Annotated in this window: 20 protein-coding genes; 7 read left to right on the forward strand and 13 right to left on the reverse strand. The window is 59.5% G+C overall.

What is annotated here, in order from left to right:
* Positions 1–10: 10 nt before the first annotated feature.
* A complete protein-coding gene (locus tag ASF70_RS02255) occupies positions 11–1,426 on the reverse strand; it encodes a transcription antitermination factor NusB (protein ID WP_062577072.1) in 1,416 nt (471 codons plus the stop codon).
* Positions 1,417–2,406, reverse strand: coding sequence for a zinc metalloprotease HtpX (htpX, locus tag ASF70_RS02260; RefSeq protein ID WP_062577194.1), 990 nt, complete (start codon positions 2,404–2,406; stop codon positions 1,417–1,419). The genes ASF70_RS02255 and htpX overlap by 10 nt, the downstream gene beginning before the upstream one ends.
* A gap of 110 nt (positions 2,407–2,516) precedes the next feature.
* On the opposite strand from htpX, the gene ASF70_RS02265 reads away from it, so the two are divergent.
* Both ASF70_RS02265 and ASF70_RS02270 read left to right on the forward strand, forming a co-directional pair.
* Positions 2,517–2,735 carry a DUF1674 domain-containing protein gene (locus tag ASF70_RS02265; protein ID WP_062462846.1) on the forward strand — a complete coding sequence of 73 codons (219 nt, stop codon included), beginning with the start codon at positions 2,517–2,519 and terminating at the stop codon, positions 2,733–2,735.
* A gap of 63 nt (positions 2,736–2,798) precedes the next feature.
* Positions 2,799–3,242 carry a thermonuclease family protein gene (locus tag ASF70_RS02270; RefSeq protein WP_062577073.1) on the forward strand — a complete coding sequence of 148 codons (444 nt, stop codon included), beginning with the start codon at positions 2,799–2,801 and terminating at the stop codon, positions 3,240–3,242.
* A 103-nt stretch (positions 3,243–3,345) separates the two neighbouring features.
* On the opposite strand, the gene acs is transcribed toward ASF70_RS02270, so the two are convergent.
* Positions 3,346–5,298 (reverse strand): acetate--CoA ligase, encoded by a 1,953-nt coding sequence (acs, locus tag ASF70_RS02275; RefSeq protein WP_062577075.1) that lies wholly within the window; start codon positions 5,296–5,298, stop codon positions 3,346–3,348.
* A 183-nt stretch (positions 5,299–5,481) separates the two neighbouring features.
* On the opposite strand from acs, the gene ASF70_RS02280 reads away from it, so the two are divergent.
* Entirely contained in the window at positions 5,482–6,204 is a 723-nt protein-coding gene (locus tag ASF70_RS02280) for a DUF1013 domain-containing protein (RefSeq protein WP_062462856.1), read from the forward strand.
* 80 nt (positions 6,205–6,284) lie between these two features.
* On the opposite strand, the gene ASF70_RS02285 is transcribed toward ASF70_RS02280, so the two are convergent.
* Both ASF70_RS02285 and ASF70_RS02290 read right to left on the reverse strand, forming a co-directional pair.
* Positions 6,285–8,222 carry a propionyl-CoA synthetase gene (locus ASF70_RS02285; RefSeq protein WP_062577076.1) on the reverse strand — a complete coding sequence of 646 codons (1,938 nt, stop codon included), beginning with the start codon at positions 8,220–8,222 and terminating at the stop codon, positions 6,285–6,287.
* A gap of 88 nt (positions 8,223–8,310) precedes the next feature.
* A complete protein-coding gene (locus ASF70_RS02290; protein ID WP_062577078.1) occupies positions 8,311–8,970 on the reverse strand; it encodes a YggS family pyridoxal phosphate-dependent enzyme in 660 nt (219 codons plus the stop codon).
* 179 nt (positions 8,971–9,149) lie between these two features.
* Between ASF70_RS02290 and leuS the strand changes: the two genes are divergently transcribed.
* Genes leuS through holA form a run of 3 tightly spaced genes read left to right on the forward strand, consistent with a single transcriptional unit; the run spans position 9,150 to position 13,364 of the window.
* Positions 9,150–11,786 carry a leucine--tRNA ligase gene (gene leuS, locus ASF70_RS02295; protein WP_062577195.1) on the forward strand — a complete coding sequence of 879 codons (2,637 nt, stop codon included), beginning with the start codon at positions 9,150–9,152 and terminating at the stop codon, positions 11,784–11,786.
* A complete protein-coding gene (locus tag ASF70_RS02300; protein WP_062577080.1) occupies positions 11,776–12,339 on the forward strand; it encodes a hypothetical protein in 564 nt (187 codons plus the stop codon). Before leuS ends, ASF70_RS02300 begins: the two co-directional genes overlap by 11 nt.
* Positions 12,327–13,364 carry a DNA polymerase III subunit delta gene (gene holA / locus ASF70_RS02305; RefSeq protein ID WP_062577081.1) on the forward strand — a complete coding sequence of 346 codons (1,038 nt, stop codon included), beginning with the start codon at positions 12,327–12,329 and terminating at the stop codon, positions 13,362–13,364. Before ASF70_RS02300 ends, holA begins: the two co-directional genes overlap by 13 nt.
* Positions 13,365–13,382: 18 nt before the next feature.
* On the opposite strand, the gene ASF70_RS02310 is transcribed toward holA, so the two are convergent.
* From ASF70_RS02310 to hemE, 8 genes are all read right to left on the reverse strand, one after another.
* Positions 13,383–14,264 (reverse strand): ParB/RepB/Spo0J family partition protein, encoded by an 882-nt coding sequence (locus tag ASF70_RS02310; protein ID WP_062462870.1) that lies wholly within the window; start codon positions 14,262–14,264, stop codon positions 13,383–13,385.
* Between the two features lie 37 nt (positions 14,265–14,301).
* Complete coding sequence (locus tag ASF70_RS02315; protein ID WP_062577083.1) at positions 14,302–15,093, reverse strand: ParA family protein; 792 nt, start codon at positions 15,091–15,093, stop codon at positions 14,302–14,304.
* A 13-nt stretch (positions 15,094–15,106) separates the two neighbouring features.
* Positions 15,107–15,724, reverse strand: coding sequence for a 16S rRNA (guanine(527)-N(7))-methyltransferase RsmG (gene rsmG, locus ASF70_RS02320; RefSeq protein WP_062577085.1), 618 nt, complete (start codon positions 15,722–15,724; stop codon positions 15,107–15,109).
* A complete protein-coding gene (gene mnmG, locus ASF70_RS02325; protein ID WP_062577197.1) occupies positions 15,721–17,604 on the reverse strand; it encodes a tRNA uridine-5-carboxymethylaminomethyl(34) synthesis enzyme MnmG in 1,884 nt (627 codons plus the stop codon). Before mnmG ends, rsmG begins: the two co-directional genes overlap by 4 nt.
* Before the next feature lie 37 nt (positions 17,605–17,641).
* A complete protein-coding gene (mnmE, locus tag ASF70_RS02330; protein WP_062577087.1) occupies positions 17,642–18,940 on the reverse strand; it encodes a tRNA uridine-5-carboxymethylaminomethyl(34) synthesis GTPase MnmE in 1,299 nt (432 codons plus the stop codon).
* An 88-nt stretch (positions 18,941–19,028) separates the two neighbouring features.
* Positions 19,029–20,294 (reverse strand): transcription termination factor Rho, encoded by a 1,266-nt coding sequence (gene rho, locus ASF70_RS02335; RefSeq protein ID WP_092665173.1) that lies wholly within the window; start codon positions 20,292–20,294, stop codon positions 19,029–19,031.
* Positions 20,295–20,486: 192 nt separating this feature from the next.
* The gene (gene hemJ / locus ASF70_RS02340; protein ID WP_062577089.1) at positions 20,487–21,029 is read right to left on the reverse strand and encodes a protoporphyrinogen oxidase HemJ; all 543 of its coding nucleotides are present in this window, start codon (positions 21,027–21,029) and stop codon (positions 20,487–20,489) included.
* Positions 21,026–22,060: a uroporphyrinogen decarboxylase gene (hemE, locus tag ASF70_RS02345; RefSeq protein WP_062577091.1), complete on the reverse strand. Its 1,035-nt coding sequence runs from the start codon at positions 22,058–22,060 to the stop codon at positions 21,026–21,028. The genes hemJ and hemE overlap by 4 nt, the downstream gene beginning before the upstream one ends.
* Before the next feature lie 401 nt (positions 22,061–22,461).
* Here hemE and ASF70_RS02350 point away from each other — a divergent pair, with 401 nt between their 5' ends.
* On the forward strand, positions 22,462–23,283 hold the full coding sequence (locus ASF70_RS02350) for a pyruvate, water dikinase regulatory protein (RefSeq protein ID WP_062577094.1): 822 nt from the start codon (positions 22,462–22,464) through the stop codon (positions 23,281–23,283).
* The last annotated feature ends 22 nt before the right edge of the window (positions 23,284–23,305 follow it).

Below are 23,305 nucleotides of genomic sequence, written 5' to 3' on the forward strand. Positions count from 1 at the left end.
GAATAAAGACTTACCTGACGCGGAGCACGCTCGCGAAGAAGCCATCCATGCCACCGGCAAAGGTCTCATCCCCCGGCAGCATGGCCGGCGTGGTGCGGAATTCACCGAGATCTGAAATCGCGGATTCCAGACCCGGCCAATCGCTGGCGCTGACCGGCTGGCGTTCCAGTGTCGGCGTATCCGCCAGAACCTTCGCCACCAGCTTTTCGCCCTCCAGCGGATCAAGCGAGCAGTTCGAAAACACGATGAGCCCGCCCGGTTTTACCAGCGTCACCGCGTGACGCAGCATCCGTTCCTGCAGCACGGCAAGCTTGCCGATATCCTCGGGTCCCTTGGTCCAGAGCACATCGGGATGGCGGCGGGTGGTGCCGGTGGAAGAGCAGGGTGCATCAAGCAGCACGCCATCGAGCAATTCCTCCGGCTTGAATTCGAACAGATCGCCGCTCGAGAGCTCCGCCTCAAGACCGAGCCGTGCCAGGTTTTCCTTCAGCCGCGCCAGCCGGTTGGCGGATTGCTCGACGGCAATCACGTGCGCGCCGGCAACGACCAGCTGCGCCGTCTTGCCGCCGGGGGCGGCACACAGATCCGCGATGCGCTTGCCCGTGAGGTCACCGAACAACTGTGCCGGAATGGATGCGGCAACGTCCTGCACCCACCATTCACCGTCCTCGAAGCCCTCGAGACCGGTCACCGATCCCTGGAAAGCCTGGAGGCGGATGCTGCCTGTTGGCAACAGCTTGCCGCCGAGCTTTTCCGCCCAGCCCTTGGCATCGCTTTTCACTGTCAGATCAATCGCGGCCGGCGTCAGCTGCGCTTCGGCAATCTTGTCGGCCTCGGTCTCGCCGTAGGCGGCAACCAGACGCTTGCGGAACCAGTCCGGTACCGGCGACACCGAAGCGGTGGCCGCGAGGATCTCTTCCTTTTCGCGCACCATGCGGCGCAGAACGGCATTCACCAGCTTGGCAAAGCGACGGTTGCGCGGATCGCGATTGGCCTGCTCGACGGCCAAGTCGACCGCCGCATGCGAGGGGACGTCGAGATGCAGGATCTGCGCGGCCGCAACCACCAGAACATGGTGCAGCGATTTTGCCCCATGCGGCAGCGGCGTATCGATCATCGAGGAGATCGCTGCTTCGAGCCGGGTCAGATGGCGAAGGGCGGTGGTCAGGATGGCACGCGTCAGCGCCCGGTCGGCATCGCCCAATGCCTTGTAGGCCGGGTTGCCGTGGGACAGGTCGAGCATCCCGTCGAGCGAAATTTTCTTGTCGATGGCCGCCGACAAAAGCTTTGCGGCCGTCATGCGGACTTCGAGCCCAGGCTTTCCCGGTCCGGCTTCACGGCGTGAGCCTGGCGCATGGGATGTCGGGTTTTCCCGCGCGCCAGTTGATCTGGAAGGCTTGTTGTTTTTCTTGTCGTTCAAGACCATGGACCCTTGGGCGGTTCGTTCGAACTGCGGCCCCACCGGCTGTCGGAGCCGGAATTCGGAACGGAGCGCGCGCTTCGCTGCGGTCTAGCAGCCGAAGACTGCCCCGTCGAGCCACCGCCGCCGATGTCCCCCCGGAACTCACCAGCCATCTGCTGAAGTGCTGCGATCCGGTTGTCCGTATTCGGATGGGTCGAAAACAGGTTATCCATCCGCTCGCCCGAAAGCGGGTTGATAATGAACATATGCGCCGTCGCCGGGTTGCGCTCCGCTTCGTAATTCGGAACCTGCCGCGCCGTGCCGGCAATCTTGGAGAGCGCGGAAGCAAGCGCCAGCGGTTTGCCGCAGATCTCGGCGCCGCGACGGTCGGCCGAATATTCGCGCGTCCTGCTGATCGCCATCTGCACCAGCATCGCCGCAAACGGCGCAACGACCATGGCGACGATCACGCCGATAAAACCGAACGGATTGCTGTTGTTGCCGCGATTGCCGCCAAACAGAAACGCAAAATTGCCAAGCATGGAAATCGCGCCGGCAAGGGTCGCGGTGATTGTCATGATCAGCGTGTCGCGGTTTTGCACATGCGCGAGCTCATGCGCCATGACGCCGGCCACTTCGTCATGGGTCAGGCTTTGCAACAGACCGGTGGAGGCGGCAACGGCAGCGTTTTCAGGATTGCGGCCGGTCGCAAACGCATTCGGCTGCGGGTTGTCGTAGATATAGACCTTCGGCATGGGCAGCCCCGCATTGGCCGCGAGAGATTGCACCATCAGGTAAAATTCCGGCGCCGAACGGGCATCGACCTCCTGCGCATGATAGGCCGACAGCACCATCTTGTCGGAATTCCAGTAGGAAAACAGGTTCAGGCCGGCCGCGATCACCAGCGCGATCATCATTCCGCCCTTGCCGCCGATCAGAAAGCCAATGCCCATGAACAAGGCCGTCATGAAGGCCAGAAGCATGGCGGTGCGCATCACATTCATCGTCATATCTCCCGTTGCCAATTCCACCGCCCAGGCTTTTCGAAACCCTGAGAACGCCCTATAATGTGGTGAATTCGCTCAGACTTTCAATAAACCATCCGGTGAATGAAATGCAGACGCCCGACAACGACAACAGCGAAACGCAGATCGAGACCGCAGCGCCGAGCAAACCGCTGTCGCCGGCTGCCCAGCGCGCGCTGAAGGAAGCCGAAGAGCGCAGGCAGGCAGCAGCAAAGACGGACACGCCGGAAGAATTCGGCGGCCGCGGCGGCGCCGATCCCGCCCGCTTCGGCGACTGGGAAATCAACGGCCGCGCCATCGATTTCTGAGCAGCAGAGTATTAAGCAAATATTCCTATTGACTTCGACCAGAGATCGGAATTTATTCCTTTCATGGTCAGATATCTCGCGCTCATTGCTGTTTTCCTGGGTGCCCCTGCGGGTGACGCTGCGGCGCGCGAGGAAATTTCGGGACCGGTGACTGCCGAGATTCTGCGGGTCATCGATGGCGATACGATTCTGGTCGAGGCGCGGCCCTGGCCGCAGCAGACGGTGGAAGTCTATGTCCGCATCCGCGGCATCGATGCGCCGGAACTCAAGTCGAAATGCAGTTCCGTCCGACAGGCCGGTGGCGACGCGCGACAGGCGCTGGAAGCACTGACGCAGGCGTCCGGCACGATCCAGCTCGTCAACATTTCCGGAGACAAGTATTTTGGCCGCATCGTTGCCGACGTCGTGCTGCCCGATGGCCGCAGCGCCGGCTCGGACCTGCTTCTCGCAGGACTGGTTCAACCCTATGACGGCGGTCGCAAGATGGTGCAGGTCTGCGATGACTGAGCCTGTATTGACCACGTAAATGAGAATGCGCGGAAATTCCATTGCCGGCTAAGGGTAGAAATCCGTGGGATGCCATCGCTGACACCCCACGGGAGTTGTCGGGTCAATCCGACCTGTTCTGCCGGTTCGCGATCAGATCGTCCACCACGCCTGGATCGGCGAGGGTCGACGTATCTCCCAGCGCCCCGAAATCGTCCTCGGCAATCTTGCGGAGAATGCGTCGCATGATCTTGCCGGATCGGGTCTTGGGCAGGCCGGGCGAGAACTGGATCTTGTCCGGTGCCGCGATCGGGCCGATCTCCTGGCGAACATGCTTGACCAGTTGCTGGCGAAGCTCTTCCGTGCCCTCGTTGCCGGCCATCAGCGTCACGTAGCAGTAGATGCCCTGGCCCTTGATGTTGTGCGGATAGCCAACGACGGCCGCCTCCGACACGAGATTGTGCGACACCAGCGCCGATTCCACTTCCGCCGTGCCGAGACGATGGCCGGAGACGTTAAGCACGTCGTCGACGCGGCCCGTGATCCAGTAATAGCCGTCCTCGTCGCGCCGGCAGCCGTCGCCGGTGAAGTACTTGCCCTTGTAGGTGGTGAAATACGCCTCGACGAAACGGTCGTGATCGCCGTAAAGCGTGCGCATCTGCCCTGGCCAGCTGTCGATGATGCAGAGATTGCCGTCGGCAGCCCCTTCCAGAACATTGCCTTCATTGTCCACCAGCTGCGGCTGCACGCCGAAGAACGGTTTCGTCGCCGAACCTGGCTTGAGCGCCGTGGCGCCCGGCAGCGGCGTGATCATGTGGCCGCCGGTTTCCGTCTGCCACCAGGTATCGACGATCGGGCAGCGCTTGTTGCCGACCACTTCGTGATACCAGTTCCAAGCCTCCGGATTGATCGGCTCGCCGACTGTTCCGAGCAACCGCAGGCTTGCCCGCGACGACCGCGTCACGAACTCGTCGCCGGCCCCCATCAGCGAACGGATCGCGGTCGGCGCCGTGTAGAAGATGTTGACCTTGTGCTTGTCGACGATTTCCCAGAACCGGCCCTGGTCCGGGAAATTCGGCACGCCTTCGAACATCAGAGTCGTCGCGCAGTTCGCCAGCGGTCCGTAGACCAGGTAGGAATGCCCGGTCACCCAGCCCACATCGGCCGTGCACCAGTAGATATCCCCGTCATGGTAATCGAACGTGTATTCATGCGTCATGGCCGCATAGACGAGATAGCCGCCGGTCGTGTGAAGAACGCCTTTCGGCTTGCCGGTGGAACCGGACGTGTAGAGGATGAACAGCGGGTCTTCCGCCTTCATCTTCACCGGCTCGCAATGCTCTTTCACGGTGGCGATTTCCTGGTGATACCAGAGGTCGCGGCCGGGCGCCCAGTTCGTCTTGCCGCCGGTGCGGCGCACCACCAGAACCTTGTTGACCGTGACATACTGCTTGGCCGCGATGCGAATGGCGGTATCGGTATTTTCCTTGAGCGGCACCGGCTTTCCGCCGCGCACGCCTTCATCGCAGGTGATCACGAATGTCGACTGGCAGTCGATGATGCGGCCGGCCAGCGCTTCCGGCGAAAATCCGCCGAACACGACCGAATGAACCGCGCCGATCCGGGCGCAGGCCAGCATCGCATAGGCTGCCTCCGGGATCATCGGCATGTAGATCGTCACCCGGTCGCCCTTCTTGACGCCGTGCTTCTTCAGCACGTTCGCCATGCGGCAGACCTGATCGTAGAGCTGGTTGTAGGTGATCTTCTTGTCGATATACGGGTTGTCACCTTCCCAGATGATCGCAGTGCGCTCGCCATGCGTCTTCAGGTGCCGATCGATGCAATTGTAGGAAACGTTGGTCTGGCCATCCTCGAACCACTTGATCGAGACCTTGCCCTTGAACGACGTGTTTTTTACCTTGGTGAAAGGCTTGAACCAGTCGATCCGCTTGCCATGCTTGCCCCAGAACTTGTCGGGGTTTTCAATGCTTTCCTCATACCACTTGTCATACTTGTCCTTGTCGATGAGCGCCTTTGCCTTGGTGGCTTTCTCGACCGGATAAATTTTTTCGGACATGTGCTCCTCCCTGCTTTCACCCATATCTAACACTTGGAACATGGGCCGCAATTAGACAAAGGGTAAGGTGCTGGACGATTTGCAATTCCGACGCAAATCGAATATAGGGCAATAAATTCCCGGAAATTGTGGTTGATACCCACGCCCGCGACACCGGCGCGGACGGACAGAGGAACTATATCTATGGCTCAAACACTGCTCATGCCGAAAGCGACAGCCGTCTGGCTCGTCGACAACACCGCGCTTTCGTTCGACCAGATCGCCCAGTTCTGCAAACTTCACCCGCTTGAGGTGAAGGCGATTGCAGACGGCGAAGCAGCGCAGGGTATCAAGGGCCTCGACCCGATCGCCACCGGCCAGCTGTCGCGCGACGAAATCGAACGCGCTGAAAAGGATATCAACTACAAGCTCAAGCTTTCCGAGCCGAAAGTTCGCGTTCCTGAATCCAAGCGCCGCGGCCCGCGTTACACGCCGGTCTCGAAGCGCCAGGATCGCCCCAACGCCATTCTCTGGCTGGTGCGCAATCACGCGGAACTGAAGGACGCGCAGATTTCGCGCCTCGTCGGCACCACCAAGTCGACCATCGAGCAGATCCGCGAGCGCACCCACTGGAACGCCGCAAACCTGGCGCCGATGGACCCGGTCACGCTCGGCCTCTGCAGCCAGATCGATCTCGACCTTGAAGTCGAAAAGGCCTCGAAGGGTCGTCCGCTGCCCACCGCTGCCGAACTCGGTGCATCCCTGCAGCCGGCTGCAGAAGCCGAAAACATCGGCTTCGGCGGTTTCCGCAGCGAACGCGAAGAAGAGAAGGAAAAGGAAATCGATGCGAACGCCGTGTTCGCCAAGCTTTCCTCCCTCAAGTCGACCCGCAAGGACGACGACGAAGAAGACGACGGCCGCTTCTAAGCCGCGATCTTCGAGATACGATTTTACGAAAGCCCTGGGCCACAGCCCGGGGCTTTTTATTTGGGCGCTCAGTCGCCAGCCTAGGTGTCGCCTGTGCGCGATACAGCCCGCATGCCCCCTCCATAGCCTTTCGCGGTGAGCGCGGCTGTCACCGCATCCAGTGCGCCCGGATCCTCGATCGTTGCCGGCATGGTCCAGGGCATCCCGTCCGCGATTTTCTGCATCGTGCCCCGCAGGATTTTGCCCGAGCGTGTTTTGGGCAGTTTCGGCACAATCATGACCGTCTTGAACGCCGCAACCGGGCCGATCTCCGAGCGCACCATTTCTGCGACTTCCGACGAGATCTTATCCGTTTCCCGTGAAACATTGTGCTTCAGGACAAGGAAGCCGCAGGGGATCTGCCCCTTCACCGTATCGCTGATGCCGATCACGGCGCATTCCGCCACATCAGGATGTTTCGCACAGACCTCTTCCATCGAGCCGGTCGAAAGGCGATGCCCGGCGCAGTTGATGATGTCATCCGTGCGCGCCATCACGAAGACGTAGCCGTCCTCGTCGATCACGCCTGCATCTGCGGTCGTATAGTACCCAGGGAAGGTGCTGAGACAGGTCTCGCGGAAACGCTCATCTGCGCTCCAGAAGGTCGGCAGGCATCCGGGCGGCAGCGGCAGCCGGATGGCGAGGTTGCCGAGCGTCCCCGCCGGCACCGGCAGTCCGGAATCATCAAGAACATCGATGGCGTAGCCGGGCATCGGTCGTGTGGGAGATCCGTGCTTGAACGGCATCAGCCCCAGCCCCATCGGATTGGCAGCAATCGGCCAGCCGGTCTCGGTCTGCCACCAGTGGTCTATCACAGGCACTTTCAGCTTCTGTTCCGCCCATTTCAGCGTTTCCGGATCCGCCCTTTCGCCGGCCAGAAAAAGAGCGCGCAGACCATTGAGATCGTAACGCGCCATGAGCTCGCCGTCCGGGTCTTCGCGGCGGATAGCGCGGAACGCCGTTGGCGCCGTGAAGAACACCTTGACGTCATGGTCGGCGATGACGCGCCAGAAAGTCCCTGCATCCGGCGTTCCCACCGGCTTTCCTTCAAAGATGACGCTGGTATTGCCCGCAAGCAGCGGCGCGTAAACGATATAGGAGTGACCGACCACCCAGCCGATATCGGACGCGGTCCAGAACACCTCGCCCGGCTTGATCCCAAAAATATTCGGCATGCTCCAGGCGAGCGCCACCATGTACCCGCCGTTGTCGCGCACCACGCCCTTCGGCTTTCCCGTCGTACCGGATGTGTAGAGGATGTAGAGCGGATCGGTTGATTTGACTGCCACGCAGTCGATATCCCTCCCACGCGCCTTGCCGACCAGATCGGCAAAGTCGAGCTCACCCTTTTCGGGCCTGAGCTGCGCTATGAGTTCCGGCCGCTGCACGATGAGACAATGCTCGGGCTTGACGGTCGCGAGGTCGATCGCCTTGTCGAGCAACGGCTTGTAGGCGACGACCCGACCGGGCTCCAGTCCGCAGCTCGCCGAGATCACCAGTTTTGCCTGTGAGTCGTTCAGCCGGGCTGCCAGTTCCTGTGCCGCGAAACCGCCGAACACCACGGAATGCACAGCGCCGATCCGCGCGCAGGCGAGCATCGAAAAGATCGCTTCCGGCACCATCGGCATGTAGATGACGACCCGGTCGCCGTAACCGACGCCGAGATCGCGCATCACAGTCGCAATCGCCTTCACCTCCGCCAGAACCTCGGCATAGGTGAAGGACCGCTGTGCACCGGTCATCGCACTATCGTGGATGAAGGAAAGCCGATCGCCGTTACCCGCCGCAACATGGCGGTCGAGGCAATTGTAGCAGGTGTTGGTCTCACCCCCCACGAACCACCGGCCATAGACACCGGCATCGGCGTCAAAAACCGCGTCCGGTTCTTTGAACCAGTCGATCGCCTCTGACGCGGACTTCCAGAAGGCCTCTGGGTTGTTTTCCCAGCTGCTGTAAACGTCGAAATATTGGCTTTGCATCTGTACCTCCCAACACAACCGCATAGCCTGATCGGGCGAGTGTAGGGGAGGGACGATCGGGCGGGAAGCCCGACCAACGGGTTAGACTTCAGCGCGCGCCGAAGATTGCCGAACCGACTCGCACGCTGGTGGCGCCAAATTCCACCGCCGTCTCGAAATCGCCGGACATGCCCATGGAAAGCTTGTCCACGCCGCATTCTTTGGCAAGCTTGGCCAGCAGCGCGAAATGCGGTCCCGGATTTTCATCCGCGGGCGGAATGCACATCAGCCCTTCGACGGCGAGCCCCAGTTCGTTTCGGCAAAGCGCGACGAACGCCACCGTCTCTTTCGGCTCGATGCCTGCCTTTTGCGGTTCAAGCCCGGTATTCACCTGCACATAGAGCTTCGGCGACTTGCCCTGCTTAGCCATTTCGTCTGCCAGGGCTCGTGCAATCTTCTCGCGGTCCACCGTCTCGATCACGTCGAACAGAGCCACCGCATCGGCCGCCTTGTTGGATTGCAGCGGACCGATCAGATGCAGCGTGATGCCCGGCGTCTCCGCCTTGAGCTCCGGCCACTTGCCCTGGCTCTCCTGCACCCGGTTTTCACCGAACACACGCTGGCCCGACGCGATGACCGGCCTAATGTCACCGGCATCGAATGTCTTGGAGACAGCGACGAGCGAGACAGAGCCCGCGGAGCGATTGGCCGTCTCTTCCGCCTTGCCGATCCTTGTCCTGACTTCCTGGAGCCGTTGTTCGACGCTCATTGTCCGTCACCTTTCGCTATTCTTGTGATGCAAGCGATTAAAGCCCATATGAGGCTCTGCCAAGGGCATGTCCCATCAAAGTTTGGCACGTGTCAGGCCTCAAAAACTTGACGCTTGCGGCCATTCATGGTGAAGGTCTGCCCGACTCCTATATCCTGATTTCCCGGAATATCATCCAGATGGCGACTGAACGTTACAACCCGCGCGATGCCGAGCCCCGTTGGCAGCAGACCTGGAACGAGGCGAAGGTTTTCGAAACCGACAATGCCGATCCGCGGGAAAAGTATTACGTCCTCGAGATGTTCCCCTATCCATCCGGCCGCATTCACATGGGCCACGTGCGCAATTATGCGATGGGTGACGTTGTCGCCCGCTACAAGCGCGCCCGCGGCTTCAACGTTCTGCACCCGATGGGCTGGGACGCGTTCGGCATGCCGGCAGAAAACGCCGCGCGTGACAACAAGACCCACCCGAAGGCCTGGACCTACCAGAACATCGAATCCATGAAAAAGCAGCTGAAGGCGATGGGCCTTTCGCTGGACTGGTCGCGCGAGTTCGCCACCTGCGACGTGGAATATTACCAGCAGCAGCAGCACCTCTTCCTCGACATGATGGAAAAGGGCCTGGTCTATCGCAAGCAATCCAAGGTCAACTGGGATCCGGTCGACCAGACGGTTCTGGCTAACGAGCAGGTGATCGACGGTCGCGGCTGGCGTTCGGGCGCTCTGGTTGAGCAGCGCGAGCTCGTGCAGTGGTTCTTCAAGATCACCGATTTCAGTCAGGATCTGCTCGACGAGCTGGATAACCTGGACCAGTGGCCTGAAAAGGTCCGCCTGATGCAGAAAAACTGGATCGGCCGCTCGGAAGGCATGAGCCTGCGCTGGGAAATCGTCACGGACACCGCACCTGTCGGCGTCGACAAGGACGTGACGGTCTATACGACCCGTCCCGATACGCTGTTCGGCGCATCGTTCCTGGCCATCGCTGCAGACCATCCGCTGGCGAAGGCCGCGGCTGCGAACAACCCTGAGATCGAAGCCTTCGCCGAGGAATGCCGGCGTCAGGGCACGTCCCTTGCTGCGCTGGAAACGGCCGAGAAAAAGGGCATCGACACCGGCGTCCGCGTCAAGCATCCGCTCGATCCCTCGTGGGAACTGCCGGTCTATGTCGCGAACTTCGTGCTGATGGAATACGGCACGGGCGCAATCTTCGGCTGCCCGGCCGGCGACCAGCGCGACCTGGATTTTGCCCGCAAATACAATCTTCCAGTCGTTGCCGTGGTGATGCCCAGGGATGGTGATGCCGCCACGTTTGAGATCGGCGATACCGCTTTCGTCGACGACGGCGTGATGATCAATTCCCGCTTCCTGGACGGCAAGTCCACGGACGAAGCGTTTCAGATCATTGCCGACAAGCTGTCCGAACAGACGCTGGGCAATGCACCGCAGGGCGAGCGCAAGGTGAACTTCCGCCTGCGCGACTGGGGTATTTCCCGCCAGCGCTACTGGGGTTGCCCAATCCCTGTCATCCATTGCGAAGTCTGCGGCGTCGTGCCGGTGCCGAAGAAGGACCTGCCGGTGCAGTTGCCCGACGACGTCACCTTCGACCTGCCGGGCAACCCGCTCGATCGCCACCCGACCTGGCGCCATGTCAGCTGCCCGAAATGCGGCCACGATGCCCGTCGCGAGACGGATACGATGGATACGTTTGTCGATTCCAGCTGGTATTTCACACGCTTCACAGCCCCTTGGCTGAACGAGCCGACAAACCCGGCCGTTGCCGATCACTGGCTGCCGGTCGATCAGTATATCGGCGGCATCGAGCACGCCATCCTGCATCTGCTCTATTCGCGCTTCTTCACCCGGGCCATGCGCGAGACCGGCCATGTGGCCGTGAAGGAACCGTTCAAGGGCCTGTTCACGCAAGGCATGGTCGTGCATGAAACCTACCGTCTCGGCGAGTCCGGCCAAAACGGTGAATGGGTCGCCCCCGCCGATATCCGTATCGAGGAAATCGACGGCAAGCGTACCGCGACGCTGCTGACAAGCGGCGCCGGCGTCACCATCGGCTCGATCGAAAAAATGTCGAAGTCGAAAAAGAATGTCGTCGATCCCGATGACATCATCGCATCCTACGGCGCCGATACGGCCCGCTTCTTCGTTCTGTCCGATAGTCCGCCGGATCGCGACGTGATCTGGTCGGAAGCGGGTGTCGAAGGTGCCTACCGCTTTACCCAGCGCCTGTGGCGCTTGATCTCGGAAGCTGCCGAAAACCTGAAGACGGTCGATCCGACTCCGGCTAAGGATGGCGATGGACTGGCAATCTCGCAGCTGGCCCACAAGACGCTGCAGGCCGTTCAGGGCGATCTCGACAAGCTGTCCTTCAACAAGGCCGTCGCCCGCATCTACGAACTGGTCAACGCGCTGGCAGCGCCGCTGACCGATGTTGCAGCCGGCAAGGGCGACGCCGCCTACCGTGCCGCTGTTCGCAACGCCTCGGAAATCCTGATCCAGATCGTCGCGCCAATGACGCCGCATCTGGCCGAGGAATGCTGGGCCGTGCTCGGCAATGGCGAGATGGTATCAACAACTGCCTGGCCAAAGTTCGACAAGGCTCTCGTGGTTGAAAACGACGTCACGATGCCGGTCCAGATCAACGGCAAGAAGCGCGCCGAATTGACAATCGCGCGCGACGCGGATCAAACTGCCGTCGAGGCTGCAGCCCTCGCACTCGACGTGGTAAAAGCCGCTCTCGGTGGCAAGCCACCGAAGAAGATCATCGTCGTCCCACAGAGGATCGTGAACATTGTTGCCTGATCGTTCATTCCGCCGCTTTGGCATCGCACTTGGCATCGCCGGCCTTGCCCTTCTGGCGGGATGCCAGGCACGGCCTCTCTATTCCGAACAGGAAGGCACCGGTCAGAAGCTCGCATCCGTGGAGTTTGCGGATCCGAAGACCCGTATCGAGCAGGTGATCCGCAACAATCTCGTCTTCCTCACCGGTCATGGTGCAGGCGAGACGGCGCATCCGCTCTACGAAGTGAAGATGACGGCCACGAGCTCCGCCTCGAGCATTCTCGACCTTACCAGCGACGATGACACCGTGTCTGTCAGCAACATTCCTGTTGCCGGCCGCGTTCAGGTGGATGTCACCTATACGCTGACCCGGATCAGCGACAGCAAGATCCTGAAAACGGCCAAGCGCGAAGTCGTCGCCTTGATCGATGTCCCGGGACAGAGCTTTGCAAAACTGCGGGCAATACGCGACGCTGAAAACCGTGCTGCTCGCGAGACAGCCGAGTTCCTGCGTGGTGAAATCGCCATTGCCCTTGCCCGCGAGCCCCAGTCGCCTACCGTATGGCAGAAATAAAATCCCACGAGTTCGACCGGTTTCTTGACAAGTCGGTCGGCCTCTACAAGATCTTCGTCATCTATGGGCCCGATCGCGGGCTCGTTTCCGAGCGGGCTGCGCAGATCGCAGCCAAGACCGGTGTCGCGCAGGACGACCCATTCGCGATGCTCAAGCTGGATGTATCCGATCTCCAGGGCGATCCCGGCCGTCTTCTCGATGAGGTCAACTCACTCGGCCTTTTCGGAGGCGCCAAGCTCGTCTGGCTCCGTGGCGCAATGAACGAGAAGCCGCTGCTGGATGCCATGCAGGTGCTCGCCAAGGATGAGCCTCCCGCCAATATCTTAATCATCGAGGCTGGTGACCTGAAGAAGGGCAGCGGCCTTCGCAAGGTGGTGGAGCCGGTCCGCTCCATCGCCGTCATTCCCTGCTATGCGGACGATGCACGCGCGCTTGCTGGCCTGATCGATACGGAACTGTCGGCCGAAGGCCTCACCATCAGCGGCGCTGCCCGCCAGCGCCTGATGGAGCTTCTCGGCGGCGATCGAATCGCATCCCGCAATGAGGTGAAGAAGCTGGCGCTCTATTGTCGCGGTGCGGGGACTGTTAGCGAAGATCACGTCGATGAAATCATCGGCGATGCGAGCAGCGTCTCCGCGGACGAGGCCGTCGACGCCATTCTCTCCGGGGACGTGGCGTCTCTTCAGCGCGCTTTTCAGAAGGTGTTGGTATCCAAGACGCCGATCTTTCTGATCCTGCAATCCTGCCTCAGACAGTTCCAGTTACTGGATGTTATGCGGGCGGAAATGGACGACAAGAAGCTGCAGGCCGCACAGGTCATGATGACGCTCGGTCGGCATATCCATTTCAAGCGCAAGCCGATTATCGAAAAGGCGTTGCGATCCTGGACCGCGCCGGCACTTGCCCGGGAAACCGAGCGCCTGCAGGCGGCCGTCCTTCAGTCCCGGCAAAGACAAAGTCTCGAGCCCAGCATCGCCTTCCACAGCCTGATGGCAATCGCGATACAGTCGTCGCGATATCGCTGAAGACGATCTGGGAAGGCGCTAACCGCGCCGCTCCAGCAAACGGCAGACCTCTTCAAGCTGCTCGAGATTGCGGTAGTTGATCCGAACCTGGCCGCTGCCCCCGCGGTGATTGATCTTCACATCCAATCCGAGAGCATCGGTCAACGTGCGCTCCAAGGCCAGCGTATCAGAATCTTTTTCGACCGACTTGGTTTCAAGCTGGGGCATGCCCTGGGACTTGATATCGTTTTGCGCAAGCCGCTCTGCATCGCGCACCGACATGCCTTTGGACACGATCGTGCGCGCTAGGGACGAGGGATCAGACGTGGTGATCAAGGCACGCGCGTGACCAGCTGAAAGGCTTCCGGCAGACAGCATGTCGCGAACCGGGTCCGGCAATTTCAGAAGGCGAAGGCTGTTTGCGACGTGACTGCGGCTCTTGCCGATGATTTCCCCCAGATCGTTCTGGGTATAGCCATGTTCGGCAATCAACTGCTCGTAACCGAGCGCCTCTTCGAGCGGATTGAGGTCGGACCGCTGAACGTTTTCAACGATTGCGATTTCAAGTGCGGTCCGATCGTCTACGTCGCGGACGATGACCGGGATCTCAGTCAGTCCCGCCAGTTGCGCTGCACGCCACCGCCGCTCACCGGCAATGATCTCAAGGCGACCGTCGACTGTCCGAACAACGACCGGCTGGACAATGCCATGCTGCCTGATCGAGCTGGCGAGATCCTGCAGCTCGGCCTCATCGAAATGGCGCCTGGGGTTTTTGGGACTGCGCGAAACATGCTCGATCGGCACCATGCGGTCTGGATTGACGTTTTTCGCAGGTGTATTGACCTGCACAGGTTGATCCATCTCACCGATAAGCGCAGCAAGCCCGCGGCCCAGCCGCCTTTTCGAGGGATCTTCGTTCATCCTGTCACCTGTTATTTCGTGTAATCAAAGAAGGGTTTCAAGCCGCCTTGCGCCGACGTTCCCGCTGGATCACCTCGGAGGCGAGCTGAAGGTAGGCCTGGCTCCCGGCGCATTTCAGATCGTAAAGAATAGCCGGCTTACCATATGAAGGCGCTTCGGATACCCGAACGTTGCGCGGAATCAGCGTGTGGTACACCTTATCACCGAGATATGTCCTGACGTCGCTGACGACCTGTTGGGCCAGATTGTTACGCGCATCGAACATCGTCAGAACGATGCCCTGGATATCAAGCAGCGGATTGACCGTCCGGCGGACCTGGTCAACCGTTTCGAGGAGCTGGCTCAAACCCTCGAGCGCAAAGAACTCGCACTGCAGAGGTACGAGCACCGAATGCGCTGCGGCCATCGCATTCATCGTCAGCAGATTGAAAGAGGGTGGGCAGTCGACGAGGATATAAGAGTATGCACGCGCTACATCAGTATCCAGCGCCCGCTTTAACCGGAAAGCGCGGTCCGTGGCCTGCGAAATCTCCATCTCGAAACCAAGAAGATCCATGGTGGAGGGAACGATGGACAGGTTCGGAACGGCAGTCGGAACGGCAGTTTCGCTAATATCGCTTTCGCCCATCAGCACGTCATAAGACGAATGAACGCGATCCTTGCGGTTAATACCGAGGCCAGTGCTGGCGTTTCCCTGCGGATCAAGGTCGATGATGAGGACATTTTCGCCGATTGCGGCGAGCGCCGTTGCCAGGTTGATTGCTGTCGTCGTCTTACCGACGCCGCCTTTTTGATTAGCGATGGTAATAATACGGTTCTTTTCGAACATATCGCACCTGACTTTACGGGTCCTTGCGTCGGAGGTTTCTGATCTCAAGAATAACCGAGTCCTGCTCGACAACGCTTTGGTGTTCTAGCAGATCGAAATCCCAGCGACTACGGGCTTCGCTGACTTCACGGCGATAATCCCGGCCTTTGTGGAAGAAGCCTCTGGCTTCCGTTTCGACCATCCAATCGGAGGAATAGGATAGAAGTTGGTTGAGATCAGCCAGAGCGCGAGCGGAAACGCGCTGGCATCCAGGCAAGTCATGTGTCGCCTGCTCTATCCGGAGCGGATGAACCGAACCCCGAGCTCCGGTTTCGTTCAGGGCGACGCGGAGGAAAGCAGCCTTTTTATGGTTGCTTTCGACCAAGTGAACCCAACCATCTTCAAGCTCGGCGAGCAATATCGCGGTCACGACGCCCGGAAAGCCACCGCCCGAGCCAAGATCGATCCATTTCGATGGCTCCGGGGATAGTTGAAAGATTTGCGCGCTATCGGCGATATGGCGCTGCCAAATCTCGTTCAGGGTCGAGGGAGCGACAAGGTTGATTGTTTTCGCCCACTTGGAGAAGAGCGTGGCAAAGTGCTCAAGCCTCTCCTGCGTTTCACGTGAAACACTTCTGCCGTTCAACATCATGCCGAGACTCGTTTTACGCGATCCGAGACCGCGGCTTCTTTTTTTACAAGCGCAAGAATAAGTGCCAACGCTGCCGGCGTCATACCGTCAACTTTTGCGGCCTGCGCCATATTGCTGGGCTGATGCTTCGCGAGCTTTATTCGTAGCTCGTTTGAGAGACCGGGCACTGTAGAATAATCGAAGGACAGGGGGATGGTTTTTGACTCATCGCGGATCGTTGAGCCAATATCTGCAGCCTGTCTATTCATGTAGACAGAGTAGGTGGATTCGATCTCGAGAGCTTCCGCTACCTTTGGATTGACCCCACGGAGTTCTCCCCAGACACCGGCCAGATCAGCCATCGACTGGTTGGGGTAGGCGAGCAGTTCGTACGCCGTACGCCGCTGGCCGTCTTGATTGAGGGACAATCCGTGCGCTGCACCCTGTTTAGGCGTCAGCGAGAGCGATTTCAGCATCGCACGGGTTTCGTCGACTGCTTTGGAGTAGGCCGCGAACTTCGCTGCACGATCAGTGCCCACGCAGCCCAGTTCAATGCCCTTTTGAGTCAGCCTGATATCGGCATTGTCGGCTCGTAGCGAAAGGCGGTATTCTGCACGTGATGTAAACATCCGATAAGGTTCCGTCACGCCCTTCGACGTGAGGTCATCGACCATGACACCGATATAGGATTCGGCACGACTGGACGGCTCCGGCTGGCCGCCCGAAGCCGTGATCGCTGCTGAAAGGCCGGCGACCATCCCTTGCGCCGCAGCTTCCTCGTAACCCGTCGTGCCGTTGATCTGGCCAGCCAGGAACAGCCCTGGCAATTTCTTGACTTCCAGCGTGGGTGTCAATTCCCGCGGGTCAACATAGTCGTATTCGATTGCATAGCCGGGCTGAATTATCTCGACCCGCTCAAGGCCCGGGATAGTGCGAATGAAAGCTTCCTGGACTGATGCGGGCAGGGACGTGGATATTCCGTTTGGATAAACAGTTGGATCATCAAGCCCTTCGGGCTCTAGGAAGATCTGGTGCCCGTCGCGCTCACCGAACCGCACGATCTTGTCTTCGATCGACGGACAATAACGTGGGCCCACGCCCTCGATCTGGCCGGAATACATTGCGGACAGGTGGATGTTGTCGGAGATGATCCGATGGGTCGCCTCGTTCGTGCGGGTCACTCCACAGCTGATCTGCGGCGTTACGATTTTATCGGTCATGAACGAGAATGGAACTGGCTGCTCATCGGCTTCCTGCTTGTCGAGCTTGTCCCAGGCGATGGTCCGCCCATCAAGCCGTGCCGGTGTGCCGGTTTTCAGGCGCCCCAGGGCGACGCCAAGGCCGAGAAGCGTCGCTGACAGCCCGAGCGATGGCTCCTCACCCACCCGACCGGCCGGTATCTTTTCCTGCCCGATATGAATAAGCCCGCGCAGGAACGTACCGGTCGTGAGTACAGCCGTTCCGCATCCGAATCGACGGCCATCCCTCATGATGACAGCTGACACTCGACCAGTGTCCGTGATGAGGTCGAATGCGTCACCCTCGATGACAGTGAGGTTCAGGTGATTGAAGATTTCCTTCTGCATCGCTTCACGGTAAAGGCGCCGGTCGGCCTGCGTACGGGGACCACGAACGGCGGGACCCTTTTTCCGGTTGAGCAAACGGAACTGGATTCCGGAAACGTCTGCGACGCGGCCCATCAGACCGTCAAGCGCATCGACCTCGCGCACGAGGTGACCTTTGCCCAGCCCGCCAATCGCGGGATTGCAAGACATGACACCAATCGTTTCGCGTTTGTGTGTGATCAGGGCCGTCCTCGCGCCCATCCGCGCTGCAGCGCTCGCGGCCTCGCAACCCGCGTGACCACCACCAATGACGATGACATCGAAATTTTGGTCCATATTCATTGTCCCACGTCAGCCGAGTGTTTCACGTGAATCATTTTCCGATACAGAACTGCGAGAAGATCACATCCAGCAACTGCTCCACATCGACGCGGCCCGTAATGCGCCCCAAGGCGGATGCGGCTGCTCGAAGGCTTTCGGCTCTCAAGTCAAGTTCCGTGCCGTTTAACGCCTCTGCGATAAAATTGGAAGCATCTTTCAGTGCGTCGACTTGCCGAGCTCTGTTCGGTACCAGCGAACCGGCCCACAGCGCTGTGATCTTTCGGAGGATGGTCTCCCTGAGGAGCTCGAGCCCGTCGCCAGTTTTTGTTGAGATGCAAAGGTCAAAGTCGTCCGAAGGTGCGTGAGCATCCAGCTTCGTTCCGACAGTCAGAACGTTAGCCTGACTGAACTCATGGTTTTGTAACGCCGGCGAATCGATCTCGTTGAGAGCGAGGATCATGTCGGCTTGCTCGATCGCAACACGGGCCCGACGGATTCCTTCGACTTCGACAATATCGTCGCTTTCCCGCAGGCCAGCCGTATCAAAGAACCGGACGAGATAACCCGACATGTCGAGATCGACGTGCAGGATATCCCTGGTCGTTCCCGCGCGTTCCGTCACAATCGCCACATCCCGGTTCGCAAGCGCGTTCAAAAGGCTGCTTTTGCCCGCATTCGGAGGCCCGGCGATGACAATCTTGTAGCCATCCCGGATGATCTCGCCAGACTTTGCCGTTTCCAGATGCTGCAGAAGTTCCAGAGAAATCTGGCCCACCTCGCTCCAGACCCGCTCCGATACGGAACCCGGCACGTCGTCCTCGTCAGCGAAATCCAGCTCGGCCTCGATCAGAGCACGCGACCGCGTCAGCCGCTCAGCCCAGTCGATATAGAGCGCTGACTGGCCCCCGAAGCTTTGCTCGACTGCAAGCCGGCGCTGCATTTCCGTTTCGGCAGAGATGAGATCCGCAAGACCTTCAATCTCGACCAGATCCAGCTTTCCGTTCTCAAAAGCTCGCCTTGAAAACTCTCCCGCCTCGGCCAACCTCAGTCCGTCGATTTGCTCGAGCTCCAGGACGAGAGCTGAAACAACGGCGCGGCTGCCATGCACATGCAGTTCGACGCAGTCTTCTCCCGTAAACGAGTTTGGCCCCGGGAAGCCGACCACCAGTCCCTGATCGATGATCGCGCCGTTTCGGCCGCGAATTGTTCTGAGCGATGCTTTACGGTCTGTCGCTAAACGACCAGCAAGCGTCTCAGCCGCGGTGAAGGCTTGGTTGCCGCTTAGCCTGATAACGGCGAGACCTGCGGGCAGTGCTCCACTCGAAAGGGCAAAGATCGTATCAGGGTTCATGGTGCGGCTTTCGGACTGTGTCCCAGAAACTCGAAAGCGCCCGTCTTTACGACGGGCGCCTCTCGGTAGTAGTGAATCCGGCTAAGGATCAGGTGTTCATCGAGTCGAAGAAGTCGCTGTTGCTCTTGGTCTGCTTCAGCTTGTCGATCAGGAACTCGATTGCATCGGTCGTTCCCATCGGCGCGAGAATGCGACGGAGAACAAAGATCTTCTGCAGGTCCTGGCGCTGGACGAGGAGGTCTTCCTTGCGCGTGCCGGATTTCAGAATATCCATGGCCGGGAAGATGCGCTTGTCGGCAACCTTTCGGTCGAGCACGATTTCCGAGTTGCCCGTACCCTTGAACTCTTCAAAGATGACTTCGTCCATACGGCTGCCCGTATCGATCAGCGCCGTAGCGATGATGGTCAGCGATCCGCCTTCTTCAATATTACGGGCGGCACCGAAGAAGCGCTTCGGGCGCTGCAGGGCGTTGGCATCCACACCACCGGTCAGAACCTTGCCGGATGACGGAACGACCGTGTTGTAGGCGCGGCCAAGACGGGTGATGGAGTCGAGCAGAATGACGACATCGCGGCCGTGTTCGACGAGGCGCTTCGCCTTCTCGATGACCATTTCAGCCACCTGAACGTGGCGGATGGCGGGTTCGTCGAAGGTCGAGGAAACAACTTCGCCCTTCACTGAGCGCTGCATGTCCGTCACTTCTTCCGGCCGCTCGTCGATCAGGAGAACGATGAGATAGCACTCGGGGTGGTTTGCCGTAATCGAATGCGCGATGTTCTGCAACAGAACGGTCTTACCCGTGCGCGGCGGCGCGACGATCAGGCCGCGCTGGCCCTTGCCGAGCGGTGCGACGAGATCGATCACACGCGCCGAATTGTCCTTCGACGTCGGGACGTCGAGTTCCATCTTGAAGCGCTCATTCGGGTAGAGCGGCGTCAGATTGTCGAAATGCACCTTGTGGCGAATTTTTTCCGGGTCATCGAAGTTGATCGTGTTGACCTTCAGCAGCGCGAAATAGCGCTCGCCTTCCTTCGGCCCGCGGATCGGTCCCTCGACGGTGTCGCCGGTCTTCAGCGAGAAGCGGCGAATCTGCGAGGGAGAGATGTAGATATCATCGGGGCCAGGCAGGTAATTGGCATTGGCCGAACGGAGAAATCCGAAGCCATCCTGCAGAACTTCAACGACACCTTCGCCGATGATCTCGACATCCTGGCTGGCCAGGATCTTGAGAATCGCAAACATCAATTCCTGCTTGCGCATGGTGCTGGCGTTTTCCACCTCCAGCGATTCGGCGAATGTCAGCAAATCGGTCGGCGATTTGCTCTTGAGTTCTTGAAGCTTCATTTCAGCCATGAAGAGGGGACCATATTCAGAATTTTTTGGGGAAACAGGCGTGTCGGTGAAATTCGCTACCGCGGAAGACACCGGGGTAGGACAGACGATTACACACATGCCACGAGATGAGATGGCGGGGAAAATAGCTGTTCACGAGCACGCCTGCAAGGGGGAGGGGCAGGCGGAGTTAAGAAAAAGCTCAAGACACCATCAAAATGGCTTAACGATGACCATGATTACGATGGCGATCATCAAAACCGTCGGGATCTCGTTCATCAACCGCCAGTAGCGGGCGGTTTTGCGCGGCCCGTCTATGGCAAAAGCCCGAACTGCAGCACTGAACCGCATATGCGCCATGGTGAGCAGCAGGACAAACAGGATCTTGGCATGAAGCCAGCCGCCCTGGAAACCGTAGACCGCCCAGGCGAGATAAAGCCCGAGCGCCCAGCTGATCATCATCGCCGGGTTCATGATGATTTTCAGGAGCCGCCCCTCCATCACTTTGAAGGTTTCCGACTGGGCAGAACCCGGCTCGGCTTCCGTGTGATAGATGAAAAGCCTGGGCAGGTAGAGCAGCCCGGCCATCCAGGAAATCACGGCGATGACGTGAAACGCCTTGATGTAGAGCAGAAAATCATCCGGCCGCAGCCAGTAGATAAAAAACAGCACGACGACGAAAACCGAAAGCGCCGTCGCCGCCCGGAACGCGACACGCCGCCCATTTCCGGCACCGGTGCGGTCGTCCCGCGTCATACGCCCGATCCTCTGACCCGTTTCACAAGATGCGCAACGGTCTGCGGATCCGCCTGCGGTGTGATGCCGTGGCCGAGATTGAAGATCAGCGGTCCCTGTCCAAGCCCCTGGAGGATAGCATCGATCCCGTCGTCTAGGGACTTTCCGCCCGCCACCACGCGCATTGGATCGAGATTGCCCTGAACAGGTCCGTCCTTCTGCAGCTCCTGCGCAAACGACATCGGCACCGACCAATCGAGCCCGATTGCATCTGCGCCCGTCCGGGCCCGGTAGTGTTTGAGGTTCATGCCTGCACCCTTGGCGAAAGCAATCACCTTCGCGTCAGGTCGCGCTGCCTTGATGATATCGATGATCCGCCGCACGGGCTTGATCGAAAATTCCTCGAATTCCGTCTCCCCGAGCACGCCGGCCCAGGAATCGAAGATCTGCACGACATCTGCGCCCGCATCGATCTGACCGATCAGATATTCGGCAGACATTTCCGCCAGCAGAGCCAGCAGTTTTTCGAAGGCCTCGGGGTAGCGGTAGGCGAACAGACGTGCCGGCGCTTGGTCCGGTGTTCCCTGACCGGCGATCATATAGGTCGCAACGGTCCAGGGAGCCCCGCAGAAGCCGATCAGGGCAGTTTCAGGGGGTAGCTCGAGCCGAAGCCTCCGAACCGTCTCCAGCACCGGTGCAAGGTGGGAAAGCATCGTGCTGCCATCGAGCGCTGCAATCCCTGCTTCGTCGATCGGATCCATCCTTGGACCCTCTCCCTGCACGAAGCGAACATTGCGCTTCAAGGCATCGGGAATGACGAGGATATCGGAAAACAGGATGGCTGCGTCGAACTGGTAGCGCCGGATAGGCTGAAGCGTCACTTCGACAGCCAGATCCGGCGTATAACAGAGATCGAGAAACGAACCGGCTGCCGCACGGACTTCCCGGTACTCGGGCAGATATCGACCTGCCTGCCTCATAAGCCATATCGGCGGTGGGGTGATCGTCTTGCCGTTCAGCACCTCAACGATCTTCCTGGTCGGACCGGCCAATGGGTTCTCCAAATAAAGAAAATAAGATTCTTAAGATCTTCTATTTCTTAGAGTCGGTGAGTAGCAAGGATTAAAACTCCTGCACAGAAAACGCGACGATCTGCCGCTCCGTATCGCTGAAAAGGAAAACTTCCGGGCATTCTTGGCAGAGCTTCTGGATAACCATATTTCGATCAGAGATATCAATTGCTTGTGCCGGGCGCTTGGTGAAGCTCTCTTGTGGATATCTTGTGAATCAATCGATAGGTTCATCCGGTTATCCCCGCTTTGAACAGGGGGCCTGAAACGGCTTCCTCGAAATACGTGATTGTGGACAACTCGGAGGTTATCCCAGGGGTCGGGCCCGTCCCTCCAAACGCGGTCACTCTCTCCCCGGTTATCAACAGAGGACGAAGAACAAGGTGGAGAACAGAAAAAACTTCTTCCATCTCCACCTCATATCTGACTCCACGGGCGAAACCCTGATCTCGACAGGACGCGCGGCGACAGCCCAGTTTCAGACCTCGCTCGCCGTCGAGCACGTCTATCCGCTGGTGCGAAACCGCAAGCAGCTTCTGGCCGTGCTGGAGGCGATCGATCGCGAACCGGGGATCGTCCTTTATACGATCGTTGATCGCGTGCTTGCGAAACTGCTGGACGAGCGCTGCCGTCAGATGGGAACCCCATGCGTCAACGTGCTGGAACCGGTTATGGCGACATTCCAGACCTATCTCGGAGCACCGTCGAAATACCGCGTCGGCGCGCAGCATGCGCTCAACGCGGAGTATTTCGCCCGCATTGAAGCGCTGAACTTCACCATGGATCATGACGATGGCCAGATGCCCGAAGGGTACGACGAGGCCGATGTCGTACTGGTCGGGATCAGCCGCACTTCGAAGACGCCGACCAGCATCTATCTCGCCAACCGCGGTATAAAGACTGCCAATATCCCGATCGTGCCGGGCGTCGACCTTCCGCACGCACTTCTGTCTGCAACCCGCCCCCTGATCGTCGGGCTGGTCGCGACGACGGACCGCATTTCACAGGTGCGCGAACACCGCGAACTCGGAACCACGCAAAATTTCGATCGCGGTCATTATACGGATCGGGCAACGATCAACGAGGAACTGAAATATGCACGAGCGCTCTGCTCGCGCCACGGCTGGCCGGTCATCGACGTCACCCGCCGGTCGATCGAGGAGACGGCGGCGGCCATCGTTGCGCTCCGCCCGAAGCTACGGTAATTCGGCACTAATTCCATCCGGA

Origin of the sequence: Rhizobium sp. Leaf321 (assembly GCF_001423215.1) — a bacterium.
Classification (GTDB): Bacteria; Pseudomonadota; Alphaproteobacteria; order Rhizobiales; family Rhizobiaceae; genus Neorhizobium; species Neorhizobium soli.